The sequence below is a fragment of the Tunturiibacter empetritectus genome (assembly GCF_014201375.1).
Taxonomy (GTDB): Bacteria; Acidobacteriota; Terriglobia; order Terriglobales; family Acidobacteriaceae; genus Edaphobacter; species Edaphobacter lichenicola_D.
Map to the genome: position 1 here is coordinate 273,681 of NZ_JACHDZ010000003.1, position 21,977 is coordinate 295,657.

At 58.3% G+C, this 21,977-nt stretch carries 22 protein-coding genes; 15 read left to right on the plus strand and 7 right to left on the minus strand.

The window, feature by feature from the left end; all coding sequences use genetic code 11:
- Position 1 precedes the first annotated feature (1 nt).
- Positions 2-241 (plus strand): DUF3311 domain-containing protein, encoded by a 240-nt coding sequence (locus tag HDF10_RS10180; protein ID WP_260177797.1) that lies wholly within the window; start codon positions 2-4, stop codon positions 239-241.
- Between the two features lie 120 nt (positions 242-361).
- On the opposite strand, the gene HDF10_RS10185 is transcribed toward HDF10_RS10180, so the two are convergent.
- Complete coding sequence (locus HDF10_RS10185; protein ID WP_260177798.1) at positions 362-1,096, minus strand: OmpA family protein; 735 nt, start codon at positions 1,094-1,096, stop codon at positions 362-364.
- Between the two features lie 289 nt (positions 1,097-1,385).
- Between HDF10_RS10185 and uvrC the strand changes: the two genes are divergently transcribed.
- The gene (gene uvrC / locus HDF10_RS10190; RefSeq protein ID WP_183812999.1) at positions 1,386-3,371 is read left to right on the plus strand and encodes an excinuclease ABC subunit UvrC; all 1,986 of its coding nucleotides are present in this window, start codon (positions 1,386-1,388) and stop codon (positions 3,369-3,371) included.
- A 2-nt stretch (positions 3,372-3,373) separates the two neighbouring features.
- Here the strand turns inward: uvrC and ypfJ are convergent, their stop codons facing one another.
- Entirely contained in the window at positions 3,374-4,291 is a 918-nt protein-coding gene (gene ypfJ, locus HDF10_RS10195; RefSeq protein WP_183813001.1) for a KPN_02809 family neutral zinc metallopeptidase, read from the minus strand.
- Between the two features lie 126 nt (positions 4,292-4,417).
- Between ypfJ and HDF10_RS10200 the strand changes: the two genes are divergently transcribed.
- Positions 4,418-5,773 (plus strand): APC family permease, encoded by a 1,356-nt coding sequence (locus HDF10_RS10200; protein ID WP_183813003.1) that lies wholly within the window; start codon positions 4,418-4,420, stop codon positions 5,771-5,773.
- Here HDF10_RS10200 and glgA read toward each other — a convergent pair.
- Positions 5,770-7,218: a glycogen synthase GlgA gene (gene glgA, locus HDF10_RS10205; protein ID WP_183813005.1), complete on the minus strand. Its 1,449-nt coding sequence runs from the start codon at positions 7,216-7,218 to the stop codon at positions 5,770-5,772. The genes HDF10_RS10200 and glgA overlap by 4 nt on opposite strands.
- Positions 7,219-7,290: 72 nt before the next feature.
- Here glgA and rsmA point away from each other — a divergent pair, with 72 nt between their 5' ends.
- The gene (rsmA, locus tag HDF10_RS10210) at positions 7,291-8,106 is read left to right on the plus strand and encodes a 16S rRNA (adenine(1518)-N(6)/adenine(1519)-N(6))-dimethyltransferase RsmA (protein ID WP_183813007.1); all 816 of its coding nucleotides are present in this window, start codon (positions 7,291-7,293) and stop codon (positions 8,104-8,106) included.
- 37 nt (positions 8,107-8,143) lie between these two features.
- Here rsmA and HDF10_RS10215 read toward each other — a convergent pair whose 3' ends face one another.
- The 3 genes from HDF10_RS10215 to HDF10_RS10225 form a co-directional block, all read right to left on the minus strand.
- Positions 8,144-8,836 (minus strand): hypothetical protein, encoded by a 693-nt coding sequence (locus HDF10_RS10215; RefSeq protein WP_183813009.1) that lies wholly within the window; start codon positions 8,834-8,836, stop codon positions 8,144-8,146.
- A 14-nt stretch (positions 8,837-8,850) separates the two neighbouring features.
- Positions 8,851-9,360 carry a crossover junction endodeoxyribonuclease RuvC gene (ruvC, locus tag HDF10_RS10220; RefSeq protein ID WP_183813673.1) on the minus strand — a complete coding sequence of 170 codons (510 nt, stop codon included), beginning with the start codon at positions 9,358-9,360 and terminating at the stop codon, positions 8,851-8,853.
- A 211-nt stretch (positions 9,361-9,571) separates the two neighbouring features.
- On the minus strand, positions 9,572-10,342 hold the full coding sequence (locus tag HDF10_RS10225; protein WP_183813011.1) for a thiazole synthase: 771 nt from the start codon (positions 10,340-10,342) through the stop codon (positions 9,572-9,574).
- Positions 10,343-10,731: 389 nt separating this feature from the next.
- On the opposite strand from HDF10_RS10225, the gene HDF10_RS10230 reads away from it, so the two are divergent.
- Entirely contained in the window at positions 10,732-10,953 is a 222-nt protein-coding gene (locus tag HDF10_RS10230) for a DUF3185 domain-containing protein (RefSeq protein WP_183813013.1), read from the plus strand.
- Positions 10,954-11,020: 67 nt separating this feature from the next.
- Here the strand turns inward: HDF10_RS10230 and HDF10_RS10235 are convergent, their stop codons facing one another.
- Positions 11,021-11,296 (minus strand): metal/formaldehyde-sensitive transcriptional repressor, encoded by a 276-nt coding sequence (locus tag HDF10_RS10235; protein WP_183813015.1) that lies wholly within the window; start codon positions 11,294-11,296, stop codon positions 11,021-11,023.
- A gap of 152 nt (positions 11,297-11,448) precedes the next feature.
- On the opposite strand from HDF10_RS10235, the gene HDF10_RS10240 reads away from it, so the two are divergent.
- The 10 genes from HDF10_RS10240 (at position 11,449) to nuoH (ending at position 21,885) form a co-directional block, all read left to right on the plus strand.
- Entirely contained in the window at positions 11,449-12,918 is a 1,470-nt protein-coding gene (locus tag HDF10_RS10240; RefSeq protein WP_260177799.1) for a carbohydrate porin, read from the plus strand.
- Between the two features lie 96 nt (positions 12,919-13,014).
- Entirely contained in the window at positions 13,015-13,992 is a 978-nt protein-coding gene (locus HDF10_RS10245) for a prepilin peptidase (RefSeq protein ID WP_311732730.1), read from the plus strand.
- A 63-nt stretch (positions 13,993-14,055) separates the two neighbouring features.
- Positions 14,056-14,463 (plus strand): NADH-quinone oxidoreductase subunit A, encoded by a 408-nt coding sequence (locus HDF10_RS10250; protein ID WP_183813679.1) that lies wholly within the window; start codon positions 14,056-14,058, stop codon positions 14,461-14,463.
- Positions 14,463-14,954, plus strand: coding sequence for an NADH-quinone oxidoreductase subunit C (locus HDF10_RS10255; RefSeq protein WP_183813017.1), 492 nt, complete (start codon positions 14,463-14,465; stop codon positions 14,952-14,954). The genes HDF10_RS10250 and HDF10_RS10255 overlap by 1 nt, the downstream gene beginning before the upstream one ends.
- Positions 14,954-16,222, plus strand: coding sequence for an NADH dehydrogenase (quinone) subunit D (gene nuoD, locus HDF10_RS10260; protein ID WP_183813020.1), 1,269 nt, complete (start codon positions 14,954-14,956; stop codon positions 16,220-16,222). The genes HDF10_RS10255 and nuoD overlap by 1 nt, the downstream gene beginning before the upstream one ends.
- Before the next feature lie 6 nt (positions 16,223-16,228).
- Entirely contained in the window at positions 16,229-16,531 is a 303-nt protein-coding gene (locus HDF10_RS10265) for a transcriptional regulator (RefSeq protein ID WP_183813022.1), read from the plus strand.
- Positions 16,524-17,048, plus strand: coding sequence for an NADH-quinone oxidoreductase subunit NuoE family protein (locus HDF10_RS10270; RefSeq protein ID WP_183813023.1), 525 nt, complete (start codon positions 16,524-16,526; stop codon positions 17,046-17,048). Before HDF10_RS10265 ends, HDF10_RS10270 begins: the two co-directional genes overlap by 8 nt.
- The gene (gene nuoF / locus HDF10_RS10275; RefSeq protein WP_183813024.1) at positions 17,049-18,365 is read left to right on the plus strand and encodes an NADH-quinone oxidoreductase subunit NuoF; all 1,317 of its coding nucleotides are present in this window, start codon (positions 17,049-17,051) and stop codon (positions 18,363-18,365) included. It begins immediately after the preceding gene.
- Between the two features lie 3 nt (positions 18,366-18,368).
- Positions 18,369-20,774 (plus strand): molybdopterin-dependent oxidoreductase, encoded by a 2,406-nt coding sequence (locus HDF10_RS10280; RefSeq protein ID WP_183813025.1) that lies wholly within the window; start codon positions 18,369-18,371, stop codon positions 20,772-20,774.
- Positions 20,775-20,823: 49 nt separating this feature from the next.
- Positions 20,824-21,885 carry an NADH-quinone oxidoreductase subunit NuoH gene (gene nuoH, locus HDF10_RS10285; protein WP_183813026.1) on the plus strand — a complete coding sequence of 354 codons (1,062 nt, stop codon included), beginning with the start codon at positions 20,824-20,826 and terminating at the stop codon, positions 21,883-21,885.
- The last annotated feature ends 92 nt before the right edge of the window (positions 21,886-21,977 follow it).

The following is a 21,977-nucleotide window of genomic DNA, read 5'->3' on the forward strand; positions in this document are numbered from 1 at the left end:
AATGCATTATCCTTTGCAGGATATGGTGCCAGAGCCGGAAGCGAACGCGAAACCAAGAACCCGCAGGAGCCGCTGGGTTCTACTGCTTCTACTGCCTTATCTTGGGCTGTGTTTCCCCATAGTCTATGCGCGTTCCACACCGGCGCTCTGGGGATTTCCGTTCTTCTACTGGTATCAATTCGCCTGGGTCATCCTGGCATCAGGGTTGTTGGCGATCGTCTATCGCAAACTCAAGACATAGGCTTCTGCACAGGTCGCCTCGGGTGTTTTAAGGCAACGACGTCAAAAACGAACGCGCCGACAATAACATCGGCGCGTTTCAAGTTCTGTTGCGTTAATTTCGCGTTGAGGAAGCTGACTACTACTGGCCGTTCGGCTTGGTGGAGGAAGCTGTGCTCGGCTGGTCGCTGTTCATGTTTGTCATCAGCTTGATGTCGACTCGACGATTCTTCGCGCGGCCGGCAGCTGTGCTGTCACTGGCGACCTGCTGATCTTTTCCGATGCCGATCAGGTAGAACTTATGCGGCGGGATGTTGTATTTTGACGCCAGATAGTTGACGACCGCGTCGGCGCGATGCTGGCTGAGCTGATAGTTATAGGCCGCGTCGCCAACGGAGTCCGTTCCGCCGGTCACTTCAAGGATGTAACCGCGAGTGTTGGAGAGGTTTGCGGCTAGATCATCGAGCTGCTTCTTGTCCGAAGCGCTCAGAACATACTTGTCGAAGGCGAAGGTGACGCTCACGTCGGAGATCTGCTTGTAGTTGTCTAGGTTGGCTACTACGCCGCTCAGGCTGTCGACCCGGTTATAGGCTTCCTTCGCGGATTGGTTAGCGGCATCGGCGGACTGGCCTGCTGCGAGCGCGTGCTGATCGGCGGTGCTCGCCGCAGATTGCGCACCGGCGATTCCGGTCTTTGCCCGCTCGTCGGTATCGACGATATTTCTATGATCGGCGGCGGTCTTGGTATCCAGATCATTGGTTTGCTGGATGATGGGAGCGGTCTGGGAGCGAACGTAATTTTTCGTCGAGCAGCCGACCGTGAAGGTGAGGGCAAGAGCACTGGCAAATACGGCGGGGCAGGCAGATTTGATCTTCATGTCTCTATCGTTATTGGATCTCATTCTTTCCACTCTCCTGGTAGTAAGTGCTGCAACAGACCAACCACAGCAGACAATCAGATGCAATCAGAGTGCCAATAATATGCCTGCCAGTAGGCTATTTATTTTCAACTAGTTATCACTATCAGCAACGTAATCGATCCGCGCGCAGATTGGGAAGCGGGAACTTTTGATCAGCTGTCGCGTCAAATCTACTGAGCAAAGATATGCACACTGCGGTCTGCATGAAGCTGCGTCTACACTGAGATGCGGGCTCCAATACCAGGCGATGGATCTTCATCAGAAAATTCGAACTCTCCCCACCCAGCCAGGTTGCTATCTCTATAAAAATGCTGAGGGCGAGGTTATTTACGTCGGCAAGGCGAAGAACCTTCGTGCACGGGTGCGCTCGTATTTTCTGGAGGCGTCGCAGGCGAATGCCAAGACCGGCACCCTGATGCGCGAGGCCGTCGATGTGGAGTACATCACGGTCGCCAATGAGCACGAGGCGCTGGCGTTGGAGAACAACCTCATCAAGCAGAAGAAGCCACGCTTCAATATTCTGCTGCGCGATGACAAGACCTATCCGTACATCAAGCTGACGATGAATGACCGCTACCCGAAGGTCTTCGTAACGCGCAGATTGCGCAAGAACGGTGGGGCTTACTACGGTCCTTATTTTCCGGGGAATCTGGCCTATCGGCTGGTGGATCTGATCCATCGCAGCTTTCTGATTCCAAGCTGCAAGGTGGATCTGTCGCGATATCATCCGCGGGCTTGTCTGCAGTACTACATCAAGCGCTGCCTGGGGCCTTGCCTGGAGGGGCTGACCACACCGGAAGCTTACCGCGAGACCATACGTGACGTGCAGCTCTTTCTGGAGGGGAGGCCGAATGAGCTCGAGCAGTCGCTGACGAAGCGAATGGAGGCTGCGGCAGAGGCGGAGCAGTTTGAGATGGCGGCGCGGCTGCGAGATCAGATCGTTACGGTTCATCAGATGCAGGATAAACAGCGCATGGCGAGCGCCGACAATGAGGACGCCGACGTCTTTGGCTACCACTTTGAGAACGAGATGCTCGCGGTCAACCTGTTCCACATGCGAAGCGGGAAGATCGTGGACCGGCGCGACTTCTTCTGGGAGGATCTGCCGGAGTCCTTGCTGGATGCGGCGACGGAGGCGGTTTCGGAGGTGGACGAGTTGGAGGCACTGCCTCGCATGGAGCCCGACCCTGCGGCGCCTGCACCGGAGATCGGCGAGGGTATCGCCATCGTGCAACATGCAGCGGTGTCAGAGCTTGGCGGGGCGTTCAGTCCGGGAGTGTTTTTCTCTGCGCTTCTGAAGCAGCTTTATCTCGATCAGAGTTATGTGCCGCGATCGATTCTCGTGCCGGTTGAGTTTCCTGACCGGGCGCTGCTGGCTGAGGCGCTGACGGAGAGAACCGGAAAGCGAATCGAAATTCTTGCGCCGCAACGAGGGGAAAAGCGATCTCTCGTCGACCTTGTCTGCCAGAATGCGAAGCAGTCGTATGATCAGCGGTTTCGCGTGCTGCAGCCTGGGATGAAGGCGATCCAAGAGGCGCTGCAGGATGCGCTCACACTTGAGGAACTGCCACGCCGGATTGAGTGCTTCGACATCTCGCACATACAGGGCGCCGAGACGGTAGCCTCCATGGTGGTATGGGAGGATGGCGCGATGAAGAAGTCCGACTACCGGAAGTTTCAGGTGAAGACGGTTACAGGCGTCGACGATTTTGCGAGCATGCGCGAGGTGATTCAGCGTCGCTACAAACGGTTGCAGGAAGATAAGAAGCCCTTCCCTTCCCTGATCCTGATCGATGGAGGGCTAGGGCAGTTGCACGCGGCGTATTCGGCGCTTGAAGAGATCGGCGTCACACTGCAGCCCCTGGCTTCGATCGCCAAGAAGGAAGAGATCATCTACGTGTATGGGCAGGAGAATGAGCCGGTGGTGCTGGACCGGCGGTCTCCGGTGCTGCACCTGATGCAGAAGATTCGCGATGAGAGCCATCGGTTCGCTGTGACCTACCATCGCAAGCGACGCCAGATGCGGGACCGCGACAGTGAGTTGCTATCGATTCCCGGCGTTGGGCCGAGAACTCGTCAACGATTGATCGAACACTTCGGCAGCGTACGCGGGATTAAGCAGGCTGGGCCGGACGCCCTCACTGCTGTGGTGAATGCCGCTACCGCCGAGCGGATTCGTAGCTACTTCGCAGCAGAGGCATCTGGCAATGCGGTGCTGCCCGTGTTGAACTAAGCTTACTCGGCGCTGTCGGTCGGCGGAACGGCACCACCGAATTTAAAGGTGTTGCAGGCTGCGATTGTTCCCTGCTGGAATCCGCGTTTGAACCACCCGACGCGTTGCGCAGACGAGCCGTGGGTGAAGCTCTCCGGGCTTACAGTTCCTCTCTCTAATTTCTGGATATGGTCGTCGCCAACCGCGGCCGCTGCCTGCAGACCGGCTGTGATATCGGAGTCGTGAACGATGTTGCGCTGCGCCGTGCTGTGTGCCCATACGCCCGCGAAACAGTCCGCCTGGAGTTCAAGATCGACAGAGAGGCGATTCCTCTCCGACGGATTTTGACCTGATAGCTGGCGCACTTTGCCTTCGATTCCGAGGAGATCCTGCACGTGATGGCCTAGCTCATGAGCGATGACATAAGCCTGGGCGAAGTCTGCATTGCTGCCCCCAAGGCGTCTTAGCTCATCCCAAAAACTGAGATCGATGTAGACCTTTTCATCGGCCGGACAGTAGAAGGGTCCGCTCTGCGACTGAGCGGTGCCGCAGCCGGAGTATGTGCGACCGCGAAAGAGCACGAGCGTGGAGCGCTGGTAGTTTCTGCCTGTCTGCGTGGGCAGAAGCTTGGTCCAGGTGTTCTGCACATCGTCCAGCGTCCAGGAGACGAGCTGCGCGGATCTCTTCTCCTGAGGCGATTCAGTAGTTAGAGGCCGGTTGGCGGCGGAAGGCGTGCTCTGTTGCGTTGAGGGCGGCGATGCGCTGTGGCCGGAGAGATAGCTGCCGATATAGTTACGGCCAGTGACAAGACTGACGACAAGCAGAATCAAAAAACCGACGATCCCGATCCCACCGCCGCCAAAGCTTCCGCCACCGCCACCGGAAGAACCACGTCTGTCTTCAATGTCGCCGCTGAGTCCGCCGCCAGGTGTCCAATCCATCGTTCACTCCAGAAGGTGCGTCTCCATCTTATAAGTAAGATCTTTTCTTTGGCCGCACTCGAGTCAGGTTTTCTCACCAATTTACTTGCGGTCATGCGGCGGAGGTGTGCTACTCTCCGGGAATCGATGCCAAACAGCAAGTCCGAACTGCCCCGCGTCCTGAACGCATCCCACGCGACCTCCATTGTCGTGGGCATCATTATCGGGAGCGGCATCTTTCTAGTGCCGCGAGAGATGATGGCTGCGGTGGGCTCGTCCGGCATGGTCTATGTGGTTTGGATCGTGGGTGGGTTGCTCTCGCTCTTCGGCGCGATGACCTATGCGGAGATCGCTGCAGCGAGACCGCGGTATGGCGGTGAATACGCTTTTCTTCGCGAGGCTTATGGTGATCTAACCGGCTTCCTTTATATGTGGACCCAGATTACGGTGGCCAAACCTGCCTCATTGGCTACGATCGCTGCCGGGCTTGCGCGCGTGTTGGGGACCTTCGCAGTCTTCAGCTTCTTTGCCCACCCGGCTTTCTTTCATCTCTTCTGGGGACAGATCTTCGCCATCTCGGTGACGTGGCTCATCACCACTCTCAACATCATTGGAACGAGAAGATCGGCCAACGTACAGCTTCTGCTTACGTGGCTGAAGGGCCTGCTTATTCTCGTGATTGCGGGATTTTGCTTTGGCGCAGCAGGCCAGCATGGGTCGTGGCACAACTTCAGCACAGAGTTTACGGGAGCACGTGGAGGCTTTACAGGCTTTATGATTGCGCTTGTTGCCGCGTTGTGGGCCTACGACGGATGGAGCGATGTCGTAACCATGGCGGGTGAGGTCCAGAAGCCGCAACGCAGCATGCCGCTGGCCTTGGTTGGAGGGGTTGCCATCGTTGGCGCGCTCTACATGCTGACCAATGCGGCGATTCAATATGTGTTGCCCGCAGCAGCCATCGCTACCGCAGACCGCCCTGCAGCCGACGCGATGCGCCTGGTTGCTGGATCGTGGGGTGCAACGCTGGTGTCGATCGGTATGGCCGTCAGTATCTGCGCGACCTTCGTGGGGTCGTCGCTCTCCGGCGCGCGCGTACCATTTGCTGCAGCCCGCGATGGATTGTTCTTCAAGCAACTAGCTCATGTGAACTCGCGATTTCAAACGCCGTCGACAGCATTGATCCTTCAGGCCGTTCTGAGTTCTCTTCTGCTGCTTGCCATCGGAAAGTTTCAGGCACTCTTTTCGCTGGCCATCTTCGGCGAGTGGCTCTTCTATATGCTCACGGCCAGCACGATCTTTGTGTTTCGCCGCCGCGACCGAGACACGCCGCGTCCGTACAGCATCTGGGGATACCCGGTGTTGCCGGCACTGTTCATTCTTGCGGCTGCTGTGCTGCTGGTCTTTTCGTTTGCCGATCAGCCGCGGAACTCCCTAATCGGAACCGGAGTCATTCTGCTGGGAGTTCCGCTGCACTACCTGCTGCAACGAAGACGAGCTGCCTAGCTGCGATTCTGGATGACACGCTCGTAAAGGCGGAGGTACTCGCTGGCAGGCTTATCCCAGGAAAAATCCTGCGCCATGCCTCGCCGCATCATCTGAGTCCACTCCTGTTTGTTGCGGAAGGTTTCAAGGGCACGTTTAATCGCGTCGAAGAATGCCCCCACGCTGTAGCCCCAGAATTTGAACCCATTTCCGCCACCGTTCGGCTGTTCGTCGATGGTATCGTCAAGGCCGCCCGTAGCGCGGACGACGGGAATCGTACCGTATTTGAGGCTGTAGAGCTGGTTTAGACCGCCTGGCTCGTAGCGGGATGGCATAAGAAAGATGTCAGCGCCTGCCTCGACCTTGTGCGCCATTACGTTGTCGAACTTTACCTTCACACGCACCTTAGCGGGATGACGCTCGGCCATCTCCACCAACAGCCGTTCGTAGTACTCTTCGCCGCTTCCCAGAATGACCAGCACCATGTCTTCCTGCGCCAGACGATCCATGATCTCGACGATAAAGTCTGAGCCTTTCTGGGTGGCGAAACGGGAGACGACTCCGATCACAGCGGTGTCGTCACCGACATTCTCCAGTCCGTAAGCGTGAAGCAGATCGCGACGGCACTCTTTCTTGCCGGCGAGGTTTTCGGCCGTGTAGTGCGCTGCAATGTGGGAGTCGGTTGCCGGATTCCACTCCTCGGAGTCGATGCCGTTCGTAATTCCTAGGAGATCTCCGCTCCGTTGGCGAAAGACTCCTTCGAGCCCGTTGCCGAACTCGCTCGTTTGGAGCTCTTCGGCGTACTTGCGGCTGACCGTCGTGATGGCATCCGCGTATACGATGCCGCCTTTCAAAAAATCGACTTTATCGTAGTGTTCGAGTTTTTCGACCGTGTACAGATCCCAAGGAAGGAGCAGCTTTTCGATGGTCTGCGAAGGAAACCAGCCTTGATAGCCCGCGTTGTGAACCGTCAACACCGTTGGGACGTTTCGCAGAACGGGATCGAAGTAGTAGATGGAGCGCAGCATGACCGGGAGCATCGCCGCCTGCCAGTTATGAACGTGGAAGACATCGGGGATGCCGAGCATCTTTGAGGCTTCGATTACCGAGCGGCAGAGCAGGCCGAAGCGCTCCGCGTTATCGGGATAATCTCCGGACGGCGTACCGTAGAAGTTCTCGCGGTCGAATAATTCGGCGCAATCGATGAAGTACGTCTGGACCCCACCCTTGACTCCACCGTCGAGAATACGCACGAAGCGGTTATAGCCAGGAAAAGGAATTGTCATACTGTGCAGCACCACCGGAGGGTTCGGGACAGCCTTCGCGACCTGACGGTAGTAGGGCAGAAAGACGCTGACGCGATGACCGAGTTTAGCCAGTGCGCGTGGGAGCGCACTCACCACATCTGCCACCCCACCCGACTTGGCCCAAGGGGAGCACTCCGATGCTGCGAAAATAATATGCATACCTTCGTCCTTTATCTTTCCAACCAAACCGTTAGTCTATAGAAGAGCACAGGAACAAACCGCAAACATTGGATGCAGATGAAACGTAAGCCGAAGCTGGGGCAGAATTTTCTCGTCGACGACTCCGCCCGTCACGCCATCGTCGATGCCCTTGGTGATCTTAGCAAGCGCACCGTCATCGAGATTGGCCCCGGGCATGGCGCGATTACCGACATACTGGCTACACGTTGCCACAAGCTGATCGCACTCGAGCTTGACCGGAGCCTGGCAGCGGAGTTGACCTTCCGCTTTCGCGATCATCCGCAGGTACAGATTCTCGAGTGCGATTTTCTCAAGACGGACCTGCGAACGCTGGTGTCGGAGGGCGAGACGGCCGACGTGATCGGAAATCTGCCGTACTACATCACGTCGGATATTCTGCTGCAACTGTTTGCAACTGGCAGCGCCGGTACGCTTGCCCGCGCTGTTCTGATGATGCAGCGGGAGGTGGCGGACCGCGTCTCGGCGGCACCGGGGGTTCGCGACTATGGCTTGCTCTCAGCGACGGCACAGATGACCGCGCAGGTCGACAACCTCTTCACGCTTGCGCCGTCCGCGTTTTCGCCTCCTCCCGATGTTTACTCCACCGTGCTACGGCTGCACTTCGCGCCGCGGTTTGTTGAGCTTGGAGTGGATCCTGAAGGGTTCAACCTCTTCCTGAAGCAGTGCTTTGCGCAGAAGCGCAAGACGCTGCAGAACAACCTCCGCGCGGCTGGCTACTCGGCGGAACAGCTCTCTCGAGCGTGGCCAGCCAGCATTCCCGCACAGGCACGCGCCGAATCACTCGCATTGGAGTCGATGGCAGAGCTCTACCGCTCTTTGTCGCATGTCGTTGCCGGTAGTGACTGAAGAGATTTTTTCCCAATGCCTGCGGTCTTGCAGTATCTCAATGACTGTCCGCTGCAACCTGCTCCAGCATCTTGGCCGCACGTAATCGAACGCGTTGAATCACGGCTGTGTCGTCCGCGATTGCGGCCAGCGTCGGCGAGATCGTTCCCAGTTCGAGCGCACGTCCCTCCTTCACCTCGTCAGCGAAGGAGTTCATCTCGGCATCGAGACCGAGGCGATCGTAACGGTGCAGAAAGTCCAGCCTACGGCCCTCATCCAGCGTGGAAGCGACTCCGAGGAAGATATCTGTCAGCGTACCTACAGTTTTGTTCTCTGAGTAGTTGTAGACACACGATCCGGACCCATCGGAGCCGGTGTACGTAAGCGTCTTCGTGCCGGTGTCGGCTATGTTCTTCGCCTTGGAGGCGCATTCGATGTTGAAATAATTCAGCGAGCGGGCAGCCTTGAAGACCTTTGCGACGATGCCCGAAGTCAGGTTGATGGGTCGATCGACATGCTGCGCCACCTGGCCCCGCATCGAGGTTTGCGTTGCTGGAATCTCGGCCTGATCCGCCTGATAGGTGCCCGTTCCGTTCTCATGTATCCGCAGCGTGAACCGCGGAACGGGAAGCCCTGTGCGGTCGAACTGAAAAGTGACCTCGGAGGTGAGAGGCGCCGCCGCCGCAGGTTCTGCCGTTTGAGCAGCAGCCACAAGGCAGGAACCCAGAAAAAGCGCTGTGCCAAGCACCATGCTCCCTGTCGCTCTCATCGGCGCGCGCCCTGGAGTTCGAGTGTCTGGGCAGTATGGATGTGGCAGATCGCAATCGCCAACGCGTCGGCAGCATCTGCGGAGTCGAAGGCGTTCTCGTTGTCGAGCAGACGCCTCACCATGAACTGCACCTGTTCTTTGGCGGCCAGTCCGTAACCAACCACGGAGCTTTTTATCGAGAGCGGAGCATATTCGGCGACGGGCATTCCGCAGGTCGCGGCGGCCAGCATCGCCACACCGCGCACCTGACCAAGCTTCAGCGCAGACTTTGCATTCGCCGAGAAGAAGACCTCCTCGATGGCGACGATCTCCGGCTGGTGGAGGGTCATCAAGGCGGTCAACTCAGAGTAGACCTGAGCGAGCCGTTGAGGTGTCTTCTCTTTTTTGTTGAGCCGGATCGTACCGGCCGCCAGGTGAACAAGACGAGGCGTGCGGGAGTCGCAATCGACCTCCACCACGCCATAGCCGGTGAACTCCGTCCCGCAGTCGATGCCGAAGACTCGCATGGGCGAAGTGTACTGCATCAGTGCCAGCTCTTCCTATGACCAGAAATGCACCTGACGAATTTCTAGACTAAGCCAATTCCATTTTGCGGCTGGAGCTTCTTTGATTGAGATGGCCGATAAAAGGCGCGACAGATCACCTCCGAAACAAAAGACTCGAATACTGCGCCAACCAATTCGCCAATCAATTCAAGGAAGAAATCACCCATTGTCGCTACCTCGATATCCCCTCCAGAGGGGAGCTGGCCGTGGCGTAGAGTTTGCGCTGCATTCTGCCTGCCAGGAAGGCCTGCCGCCCAGCGAGCACGGCATGCTGCATCGCCTCGGCCATCAGCAAGGGGTCCTTCGCCGCAGCTATCGCTGTATTCATCAGCACGGCGTCGAAGCCCAGTTCCATCGCGATCGCAGCGTCGGAGGCCGTGCCCACGCCCGCATCCACGATCAACGGCACCTCCGTGATCAGTTCGCGCAAAATGCGCAGGTTGGCCGTATTTTGCAGCCCAAGCCCGCTGCCGATGGGAGCGCCGAGAGGCATGACCGCCGCCGCGCCGGCGTCAATCAGCCGCTTGGCAAAGACAATATCGTCGGACGTATACGGCAGCACAGTGAACCCTTCTTTGACCAACACGCGGGTTGCTTCGAGCGTAGCCTGCACATCGGGATAGAGCGTCTGCTGATCGCCGATCACCTCGATCTTGACCCAGTCCGAGAGCCCCACCTCGCGCCCCAGTCGCGCCGCGCGGATCGCCTCGTCGGCGGTGTAGCACCCGGCCGTATTGGGCAGCAGGAAATAGCGCCTGGGGTCGATGAAGTCCAGTAAGGACTCGCTCGTGCGGTCGAGGTTGACCCTGCGGACGGCGACCGTCACCATCTCCGCTCCAGAGGCTTCGATGGCAGCCTGGGTCTCGGCACCATCTTTGTACTTCCCTGTACCGACGATCAGTCGCGATTGAAAGGCTCGTCCTGCGATCACCAGAGGTTTCATAGTTAATATCCTACCGTTAGAATGCTGGCAAAACACAAACGGCTCGCACTCTGGAGAGCAGCGAGCCGTCTGGCGGTGAACTGTTGAGATTGACCTAAGGCGTCCATACTCGGACTTGGCCTCGGCGTGGACTTTTCTACTGCAAAAACACCGCCAGGACTAGAGCTATGGACGCTCTAAGCCTCAGTCACCTCACGTTGCGTTGAACTACATGTACTGTCAATTTTCATAGGCTGGACCATCCTCCTTTCCCGTGTAAAGGCAGACTACTCCGAGCTCCGGTTGCGTGCAAGTAGGCTGCAAAAGCGTGGAGATGGTACATCTGCAGAGGTTGCAATCTGCATCAGAGACTTAGTCGATCCACGCGTCGAAGAAGAAGGGTTCTCTTTATGAAGGCAGCAACTATTGTTGGAATTATCCTTATTGTTCTTGGGATTATCGGATACGCCACCGGCGGCCTCTCCTTTACGCACGAGAAGAAAGTTGTCGACGCGGGACCGATTCAGATCTCGCGCCAGACTCAGGACACATTGCCACTCTCTCCCATTCTGAGCACGGTCGCACTGATAGCGGGACTTGGTCTGGTCGTCGTTGGAGCAAAGTCTCGCTGAGTCAGGCTTTATGTGAGCGGTGAAGCACCAGACTTCACGAAACTTCTGGACACGAACAAGCCAGCTGCTATTTGAGATAAGCGCGCACGAGGTCAATCAGGTCTTCCCCTAGCTCCGGAGTCAGAGGGGCGTGTCCATCGCGCAACAGATGCAGCCGGATATGATCCTCAAGCACCTCAGCCATCAGCCCGTTGATCCCGCCACGCGCCGCTGCGAGCAACATCAGCACCTCGGCGCATTCGTGATCCTCTGATGCCAGGGTGCGCTCCACACGGTCCATCTGGCCTCGAATCTTCTTGACCCGGTTGAGCAATTTGATCTGGGCCGATTTGGTATGCGACATCTCTCTCCCCCTTGTACCCTACTGGGGTATACTATACTGGAACCGATTGAGTCTGGGCCATCCCTCAATCAAACCTCTCCAAACTTCGAAAGGGTTCAACCCGCCTGACAATTTGCACTCTATTCACTTTCAGGCCTGAAGATAACAGTTCAATGATCCGAAAACTCAACCAGATTTGCCTGCTTGCGGGCACATGCATGTGGCTATCAGCCTCCCCATTTGTGACGGCACAGACACAGCTTGCAACAGAGACGACCGAGGCATCCCAGATCGATGCTCCTGCTCCGGCCACTACTGCTCCAGACACTAGTGAAACCGACTCACCAACTATGTTTCGTCACTGGGAGCATTCGCGATTCTTCATCGGCGGTCAGGCCAACATCATCTTTCAGGCGCATGGGCCGTTCCATTCGCCCTACGAGGGCGTCAACAGCCTGCTGTCCCGAGGGGAATATAAGACATCTCTGCTCGGCACGCTTTATCTGGGTGCGCAAGTAGTGACTAATCCGAAGTTCGCGCTGGACGCTCTCTTCGATCTCGAATCTGCAGGGGGCCGGGGCGACAGCGAGGCCCTGGGACTGGCCGGCTTCACAAATCTCGATGTGGTCCGTAATCCGAACCTCGGCTCGACGCCCTACATGGCCCGCGTGCAACTCCATCAGACGATCGGCTTCACCAGCAAGCTCGTGGAAAATACCCAGTCACAGTTCTCCCTTGGTACTGAGGTGCCGGAGCGCCGCCTGGAGTTTCACGTCGGCAAGATGAGCCTGCCCGACTTTCTCGACATCAACAGCATCGGCAGCGACAGCCACCTTCAGTTCATGAACTGGACCGTCGACAACAACGGCGCATGGGACTATGCTGCCGACACGCGCGGCTATACCTACGGCATCGTCAGCGAATACGATGACAAAGCCTGGTCCGCGCGATATGCCCTTGCGCTGATGCCGACCGTAGCTAATGGAATCGATCTGGACTGGGCTCTGCGGCGTGCCAGCGGGCAAAACTGGGAGTTTGAGCTGCGCAAGCCTCTCCTGGGAAGACTGCTCCCTCCTGATCGCAAAAGCACCGTCCGCGTACTGAGCTACGTGAACCACGCTCACATGGGTCTCTATCGCGACTCCAATAGAGCATTTCTCGCTGGCGAAGATCCTACCCCGGACATCAAGCTGCATGAAAAGTTCAGTGCGGTGAAGTATGGCTTTGGCTTGAATTTCGAGCAAGAGGTGACGAGGGATCTGCGTGTCTTTGGCCGCTTCGGATGGAACGAGGGCCAGCATGAGTCCTTTGCCTACACCGAAGTCGATCAGACGGTGGAGTTGGGTGGCGACTACTCCGGCCGCGGATGGTCGCGCCCAAACGATAAGATCGGGCTGGTCTTTGTCTCGAATGCCATCAAGAAAGATCACCAGGACTATCTGAAGCTGGGCGGCCTGGGTTTTCTGCTAGGCGACGGCAAGCTGAACTACGCACGCGAGGACATCCTCGAGAGCTACTACAACCTTCACACCTGGCGGGGAATCTACTACGCGCTGGACCTGCAGTTCATCGAGCACCCCGGCTACAACCAGGATCGAGGCCCTGTGCTGGTCGAATCGGTCCGCATGCACGTCGATTTCTAGGCGTTGCGCCTACCTATACTTTTTAGGTGTAAAGTCCTCGGAGGAAGAGACTTAAGTCCAGACTTCCGACTCTTAGCTCATCCTGTAAGTGCGGCCGTGAAACCGTATACTCATCGGGTGAACCAGCTCGGCATCGTTCTCTTCGCGGCGTTCTTTCTTGGACTTCTCTTTGGCAGCTTTCTCAACGTCTGCATCTCGCGTCTTCCCCAGCGTGAGTCGATCGTCCACCCGCGTTCACGATGCCCGGAGTGTGAAGAGCCCATTCGCTGGTACGACAACATTCCCCTCCTAAGCTGGGCTCTTCTTCGCGGACGCTGTCGTGACTGTCACACAACCATTCCTTGGCGCTATCCGTTGGTCGAACTCGCAATGGGTTTATGGCTGTTGAGTGTGGCTCGCTTGTTTTGGGACGCTATGCACTTAGATACGACGATTAGAGCAAACTCGATACCTTTGCCGACCGAAGCCCAGATCATTGGCTATTCCTTGTCTCTGGTTGGTGTCGCCATCCTCGGTTTTCTGCTTATCGGCCTGATGGTGATGGATTGGCAGACCATGATCCTGCCTGACTCCTTCACGCTTGGCGGGATCGCCATTGCTCTCTTCCTTGTCTGTACGCAAGCCCTCTTTCTCGGCCCGAACGAAGATGAGGTTGTCCTGACCAAACACCACATTCAACTCACCAGCCCTGGCGGCGTCGTCGATCGCGGCAATCTCTTCTTTACCGGTCCGGAGAGCCTGATCTTTGGTCGCATCGCGGCTGTCTGCGGAGCAGCACTTCTGCTTCTGCTCATCCGCTGGCTCTACAAGGCCGTCCGCCACCGCGACGGCATGGGCCTTGGCGACGTGAAGCTGCTTGCCATGATTGCGGCCTTTCTCGGCTTCTGGCCAGCGATCCTCGCCCTCTTCCTCGGAACGTTCGCGGCAGCGGTCTATGGAGTCATCCTTCTGGCGCGCGGCAGAGCAGGAGCGACCTCCAGACTCGCCTTCGGCAGCTTTCTTTCGATTGGTGGACTGGTCAGCGCGCTCTGCGGTAATCACTTGATCAATATGTACATAGCATTACTTCGATAGCTGCACGTCGTCCGGACAATCGCTTGACACTTGCCAGCCGCAATCTTAGAGTCGAAGATGGCCATGCACAGTTACCCCTACATTTGGAACTACCTTCCACTCGTGCTTCAGGTTCTGGCCGCCCTCGGGCTGGCTGTAGGCATGGTGGGGGCCTCGTTTTTCATTGGAAAACACAAGAACTCACGCACCAAGGCCGCAGCCTACGAGTGCGGGATGGACGCGATCGGCGACGCTCGCGGCCGCTTTACGGTGCGGTTCTACATGGTCGCGATGCTCTTCATCCTGTTCGATGTTGAAGCTGTCTTCATGCTGCCGTGGGCTGTGATCTTTCGTCGCCTGCCAGCGATTACCGGCTCGCGCATGTTCGGCTTCTACGAGATGCTCGTCTATCTCGGCTTCGTCGCAGTCGGCCTCTTTTACGTCTGGAAGAAGGGCATCCTGGATTGGGCGAACGATAAGGGAGACCTCTAATGTACGATCCAGCCTCTGCCATCAAGGGCAAACAGGCCGTCTTCGAGGCGCATCCTGAAAACGCCGCGGTCAAAGCACTGGCCGACCTTGCGACGGACGCCAAGTTCGACCGCGCCGAGCTCACCATCACTGTCGCTCGCGAGAACATCGTGGCCGCAGCCAAAGCCGTCCAGCAGGCTGGTTACAACTTCCTTGAAGATGTCACCGCAGTCGACTGGTACCCCACGGAGCCACGCTTCCAGATCTCTTACAGCATTCTTTCGCACAAGTTGAAAGAGCGCGTGCGGTTGGTGGTTCGCCTCGATGGAGAGGACGCTGCGTTGGACAGCATCACTTCGGTCTGGCCCTCTGCAAACTTTTACGAGCGCGAAGTCTTCGATCTCTTTGGAGTTCACTTCGGTGGCCATCCCAACCTTCGCAGAATCATGATGCCGGAAGACTGGAAGGGGCATCCATTACGCAAGGACTACCCCGTGGAGGGCTACCGCTAATGACTCCCCCAGTTGAAGAACTTACCGGCGTAACGGCTATCGACCCGGGCATTGACGATCTCATCGCCAACTCCGCACGTAATCGACAGAACCCGCCGTCCAAAGATCAGACCATGATCATCAACATGGGTCCGCAGCATCCCTCGACCCATGGCGTTCTTCGGCTGGTCATCGAGGTCGACGGCGAAACCATCGTCGGGCTGGCTCCTGACATCGGCTACCTGCACACCGGCATCGAGAAGACCTGTGAGGCCAAGTTCTACCAGCAGGTCGTCCCCATGACCGACCGCATCGACTATCTCTGTCCCATGACCAACAACCTCGCCTACTGCCTTGCGGTGGAGAAGTTGCTGGGGCTGGAGATTCCCGAGCGCGCGCAGTATCTTCGCGTCCTCTTCAACGAGCTCACCCGCATCCAGTCGCACCTGGTCTGGCTCGGCACCCACGCCATGGACATCGGCGCGCTGACCGTCTTCCTCTACTGCTTCCGCGAGCGTGAAGACCTGCTGCGTATCTTTGAAGCAGTCGCCGGCCAGCGCATGATGACCAGCTACGTCCGTGTCGGCGGCCTGAGCCTGGAACCGCCACGGGACATCTACGACAAGATCCGCACCTTCCTCAAAAACTTTCCTGCACACGTTGAGGAGTACGAGGGCCTGCTCCAAACCAACCCCATCTGGATGAACCGCCTGAAGGGCGTGGGCTATCTTTCGGCAGCAGATGCAATTGCGCTGGGCGTCACCGGTCCCCCGCTGCGTGCCTCCGGAGTCGACTTCGATGTTCGCCGGGACATGCCTTACTCCGGCTACGAGAAGTTCCAGTTCAACGTTCCCGTCTCTGATGTCGGCGACGTGTGGGCGCGCTACATCGTACGCATGCAGGAGTTCCGCGAGTCGGTCAAGATCTGCCTGCAGGCGCTTGATGGCCTTCCTGAAGGACACATCGTCGCGGACGCACCGAAGATCATTCTGCCGAATCGCGAGCAGATGAAGACCCAGATGGAGTCCCTCATCCATCACTTCAAGATTGTGACGGAAGGCTTTGGTGTTCCGGCAGGCGAGGCGACCAGCTCCGTCGAAGCGCCCCACGGCATGATGAACTACTACGTCGTCTCCGACGGCACAGCCAAGCCCTACCGCGTTCACATGCGCAACCCTGGATTCGCAACCCTGCAGGCACTCGAAACCATGTGCAAAGGCCGTCTCCTCGCCGATGTCGTCGCCGTCATCGGATCGATCGATATCGTTCTGGGCGAGATCGACCGCTAACCTCTGATGCTCGAAGCGCGCCTCAGAGCTGAACTTTGGACCTCGTGGGCTTCGCTGCTTCGCTCCTACGCCGCCGCCCATGGAATGAACAGCACGCACCATGCAGTAGTTGAAGTGGGAGCAGAAGAGATTACACTTCGTGTGGCCAGCCGGTGGCTTCGCTTCACGCACGAGACGATGGAATCAAGTAATGGAAGCCGCTCTACCTTCAACATGCAGGAAGATGGAACGGTCAAACTGAACGGTATCGCCGAAGAGATGGACCTTGCCGCCGAGAGGCTGGCGCGGGAGATGATGCAGAGTGAGTGAAATAGCCAATACGATCTTTTCGCCAGAGACGGCCGCACGCTTCGACCATCTCGTCACCATCTACCCGCTCAAGCGGTCGGCGCTCGTGCCCATGCTGCTCTACGCACAGGATGAGATCGGCTATATCTCTGACGCCGTCATCGCCGAGATCGCCCAGCGCATCGACCTTCTGGAGTTGGACGTACGCAACGTGCTTTCGTACTACTCCATGCTGCGCACCAAGCCTGCTGGTAAGTACAACGTGCAGGTCTGCACCAATATCTCCTGCATGCTGCGCGGTGGCTACGAGATCCTCGACCACTGCAAACACAAGCTCGGCATCGGCCACAAAGGCACAACCCCGGATGGTGTCTTTTCGCTGGAAGAGGTCGAGTGCATCGGCGCCTGCTGCTGGGCGCCTGCCATCCAGATTAACTACGACTTCCACGATGACCTCACCACAGAAAAAGTCGACGTTTTGTTCCAGATGTATCGCGACGGGCTAAGTCCCAACACAACGGGAAAGGACGTGAAGTAGATGCCATCACTCGTCTCGCATCCCGATGAGGTCAAAGTAGTCTCCCGCCGCTTCGGCATGGGGGCCACCGACATCGACAAGTATGTTGAACTCGATGGCTATAAAGCCGTTCAGCAAGCCATCGCCAAGGGACCCGAGTGGATCATCACTGAGATGAAGGCCAGCGGTCTGCGTGGCCGTGGTGGCGCCGGATTTCCTACCGGGATGAAGTGGTCCTTCGTTCCGAAGCAATCTGAAAAGCCGAAGTACGTCCTGGTCAACGGTGATGAATCCGAGCCCGGTACCTGCAAGGATCATGTCCTGTTCCTGCACGATCCCCACGCCGTCATCGAAGGCACGATGATCGCGGGCCTCGCCATCGGCTCCAAGCTCGGCTTCATCTATCTTCGCGGAGAATATCGCTACCTGCTGAAGATCGTCGAGAGGGCAGTCGCCGACGCTTACGCGAAGGGCTTCCTGGGCAAAAACATCTTCGGCACCGGCGTGGACTTCGACATTATCACGCAGACCGGAGCAGGAGCGTACGAGGTCGGCGAAGAGTCTGCCCTGATGGAGTCGCTCGAAGGCAAACGCGGAGTGCCACGCATCAAGCCTCCCTTCCCTGCCGTCGTTGGGCTCTACGGTGGCCCCACAGTCATCAACAATGCAGAGACAATCGCCAACGCACCGCACATCCTTCTGATGGGTGGCGAAGCGTATGCCAAACTCGGCAGCGAACGCAACGGCGGCACACGCCTCTTTGGTATCAGCGGCCATGTCGAGCGCCCCGGCGTCTACGAGCTCCCCATGGGCTACAACCTAAAGCGGGCCATCTACGAGGTTGCGGGCGGCATCAAGGACGGCAAGAAGCTGAAGGCTGTCGTCCCCGGCGGCTCGAGCTGTCCCGTCATGACCGCGGACGAGATCGACGTAGGTCTTGACTTCGACCAGATGGGCAAGGCCGGCACCATGCTCGGTTCGGGTGGCATCGTGGTGCTGGACGAGAGCGTCTCCATCGTCGAATTCGCGCTTCGCACAATCGCGTTCTACCAGCACGAGTCGTGCGGCTGGTGCATTCCCTGCCGCGAGGGTACGGACTGGATCAAGAAGACTCTTACGCGCGTCTACAACGGCGGCGGCAATAAAAAAGATGTCGACAACGTGCAATATCTCGCCGAGAACATGCTGGGCCGCACCTTCTGCCCGCTGGGCGACGCAGCAGCCATGCCCACCATCGCCTTCGTCAAGAAGTTCCGCAAAGAGTTTGAGGATTACGTAGAGGGCCACAAGGCCGGAACCCCCATCATCACCGTAGAACAGCTGGTCGGAGCGCATTAAGCCATGGCAGACGTAACCCTTACCGTAGACGGCAAAAAAATCACCGCACCCGCAGGCACGCTTCTGCTCGAAGCCTGCAAGTCCGCCGGTATTGAGATCCCCGCCTTCTGCTACTACCCAGGTCTCTCGCTGCAGGCCGCGTGCCGCATGTGCGTCGTGCGCATCGAGAAGATGCCCAAGCTCCAGACCGCCTGCACTACGCCGGTCACTGAGGGCATGGTCGTGACCAGCGAGTCGCCCGAGATCGCCCAGGCCCGCAAGGCTACGCTGCAACTTCTCCTCGGCAACCATCCGCTCGATTGCCCCGTCTGCGACGCCGGCGGCGAGTGCGAGTTGCAGGACATGACCTTCAAGTATGGCGCTGCCGACAGCTTCTACGCCGAACCCAAGAACCATCGCGAAGAGCAGAAGTGGTCCCCCGTCGTCTACTTCGATCGCCCGCGCTGCATCCTCTGTTACCGCTGCGTGCGCATGTGCGGCGAAGGCATGGACGTCTTCGCTCTCGGCATTCAGAACCGAGGCAGCTCCTCGGTCATCGCCCCTAACGTCCCGGCACAGATGTCTCCCGACGACCTTGCCCACGTGGACTGCGAGCAGTGCGGCATGTGCATCGATGCCTGCCCCGTCGGCGCGCTCACCTCCGGCACCTATCGCTACAAGACTCGGCCCTGGGAGATGAATCACGTCTCGACCATATGCACGCACTGCGGCGATGGATGCAAGACCACCCTAGGCGTTCGCAGCACCACGGACGGCTCGGAGATTGTGCGCGGCGATAACCGCGACAAGTCCGGCATCAACGTCGACTTCCTCTGCAACAAGGGCCGCTACGCCTTCGACTTCGCCAACAATGAAGACCGCATCACCCAGCCGCTCGTCCGCCAGCCCAACGGCGAGATGGAGCCGGTCAGCTGGGAGGTTGCACTCGATCACGTCGGCAAGAGGTTCCGCGAGCTTCGCGACACCCGAGGCGGCAAGAGCATCGGCGTCATCGGCTCTAATCGCACCACCAACGAAGAAGCCTACCTGCTGCAGAAGTTCGCTCGAACCGTCCTTGGCACCAACAACATCGACCATCACCGCACCGCAGACTACGTCGCCTTTGCCCGCGCCCTCGCCGGTACCACCGATCGTACTGCCAGCCTGAACGACACGCTGACCGCGCCGGCCATCATGATCCTCGGCGGCGATCCAACGATTCAGGCCCCCGCCACCGCGTGGAACATCCGCACCAACGTCCGCAACAACCGTGCACGGCTCTACATTGCCAACTCTGCCGAGATCAAGCTTCGCCGCCAGGCCAAGGCCTTCGCGCACATCGCACCCTTCAGCTACGGCGCACTGGCCAGCTTCCTCGCCGGAGACGACAGCGCTGTTGATGCCCTCACCCACTCCGGCGCAGACGCATCCTCCTTCCACGACTTCCGTAAAGCCATCCGCGCAGAGGAGAGTCTTCTCGTCCTTCTCGGGTCAGAGTTCCGCGGCGCCGATCTGCAGCGTCTCCTCGCCTTCGGCAAGACCTTACCGAACCGCAAGTTCGCTCTTATCTCCGACTACGTCAACTCACGCGGCGCCGCCGACATGGGCCTGCTCCCCGATCTGCTCCCCGGATACACTCCGCTCGCAGGCAACACCACCTTCGCCGAGTACAACACTCCAACCGCCCCGGGGCTTGACCTGCTCGAGATGTTCGAGGCGGCTGGAAGTGGTGAGCTCTCCGCGCTCTACGTCGTCGGGTCCAACCCAATCTCTCGTTATGGCGTAGACCCCGCCTCCCTGAAGGACACCTTCGTGGTGGTGCAGGATATGTTCCTCACCGAGACAGCGGCCCTCGCCGACGTCATCCTTCCAGCCGCGAATCTCTACGAGAAGTCCGGCTCTGTGACCAACAGCTACGGCGATCTCCAGCTCGTCAACAAGGCTGGCGACCGCGCCGGAGTCCGCACCGACTTCGAGTTGATCGTCCGCATCGCCGACAAGATGGACGCAAACATGAAGGCTCTGGTTCCCTTCGGCAAGGGCACGCGCGCCGATATGGGTCAGTCACGCGGCGCACAGTCCGGCGAGGCTGACCGTCACGCCGTGTGGCTTTCTGCGAACAACATGGAGCCGAAGCTCAGCCCCTTCGATCCCTTCGCAATTCTCGACGAGATTCAGCGCCTCGTCCCCGGATACAACCTGCTACGCCTTCAGTTGCTCAGTGGCAACGCTCAGCATCTGCAACCCGCAGTAAACGCCAACGACCTCGTTCAAATAGGCAACCGCCGCGACCTCGTCCTTCCGGCGAACGATACACTTTTTACCTCGGGCACCCTGGGACGTTACTCCGCCATGCTCTCGGACCTGCAGCATAACGAGAGCCTTCGTCCTCCAACCGGCCTCACCCAGATCCAGACCGCAGCCGACTAAGCAGACACTACAGCAGACGCACACAACTACAGGAGCCCAACCCAACACCGTGAGCCACCTCAGCCCATTTCAGACATTTCTGCTGCTCAGCATCCTCAAGGTTGCGGTGGTCACCGTCCTCACGCTGATGGCGGTCGCCTATACCGTTCTGCTGGAGAGAAAGTTCCTGGGCCGCATCCAGAATCGCTGGGGACCCTCCCGCGTCGGACCCTTCGGCCTGATGCAGCCGATGGCCGACGGCATCAAGCTCTTCCTCAAGGAAGATCTTCTGCCTATCGCGGCAGAACGCCCCCTCTTCATCGCCGCGCCGATCATCGCGCTGACCTGTGCGCTGATCTCCATCGCGGTCGTCCCCTTTGGCGGTATGCAGACGGTAAAGGGCGTCGAGATGTTCAACATCGCCGACCTCAACATCGGCCTGCTCGTCATCCTGGGCATCACCTCCATCGGCGTCTACGGCATTGCACTCTCGGGATGGTCCTCGAACAATAAGTTCTCCCTCCTCGGCAGCCTCCGCGCGACCTCGCAGATGATCAGCTATGAACTGGCTCTCGGCCTTTCGCTGGTCGGCGTCGTCCTCCATGCACAGTCTCTCAGCCTGCGCGATATCGTCAACAGCCAGGGCGCACACGGTGCCTGGAGCTGGAACATCCTCGGCGGAGGACAGATCGTAGCCTTCTTCATCTACATCATGGCCGCCTACGCAGAGACCAATCGCGCGCCCTTCGACCTTCCCGAAGCCGAGTCCGAGCTCGTCGCCGGCTATCACACCGAGTACAGCTCCATGAAGTTCGCCATGTTCTTCATGGCCGAGTACGCGAACATGATCACCGTAAGCTGTGTCGCGTCGCTGCTCTTCTTCGGCGGAGCCTCGAGCCCCCTCGGCCATCTTCTCCCAGCGGACTTCGGCGGTCCCATCCTCTCCGCCATCTTCCCGATCCTCTGGTTTGTGGCGAAGGTTCTCGCCTTCCTTCTGCTCTTTATCTGGGTGCGTGGTACGCTGCCGCGCTTCCGTTACGACCAGCTCATGAGCTTCGGCTGGAAGTTTCTCCTGCCGCTCGCCATGGCCAATATCATCGTCACAAGTTTAGTCATTGCCCTACGCAGTTAGCGCCACGGAATAAGTAACAAGGTGTTTTACAATCAGCAGATAGCCCAGTTCTTCGAAATCGGCCTCTGCCCTGTTTCAAGCGTCTCAAGCGA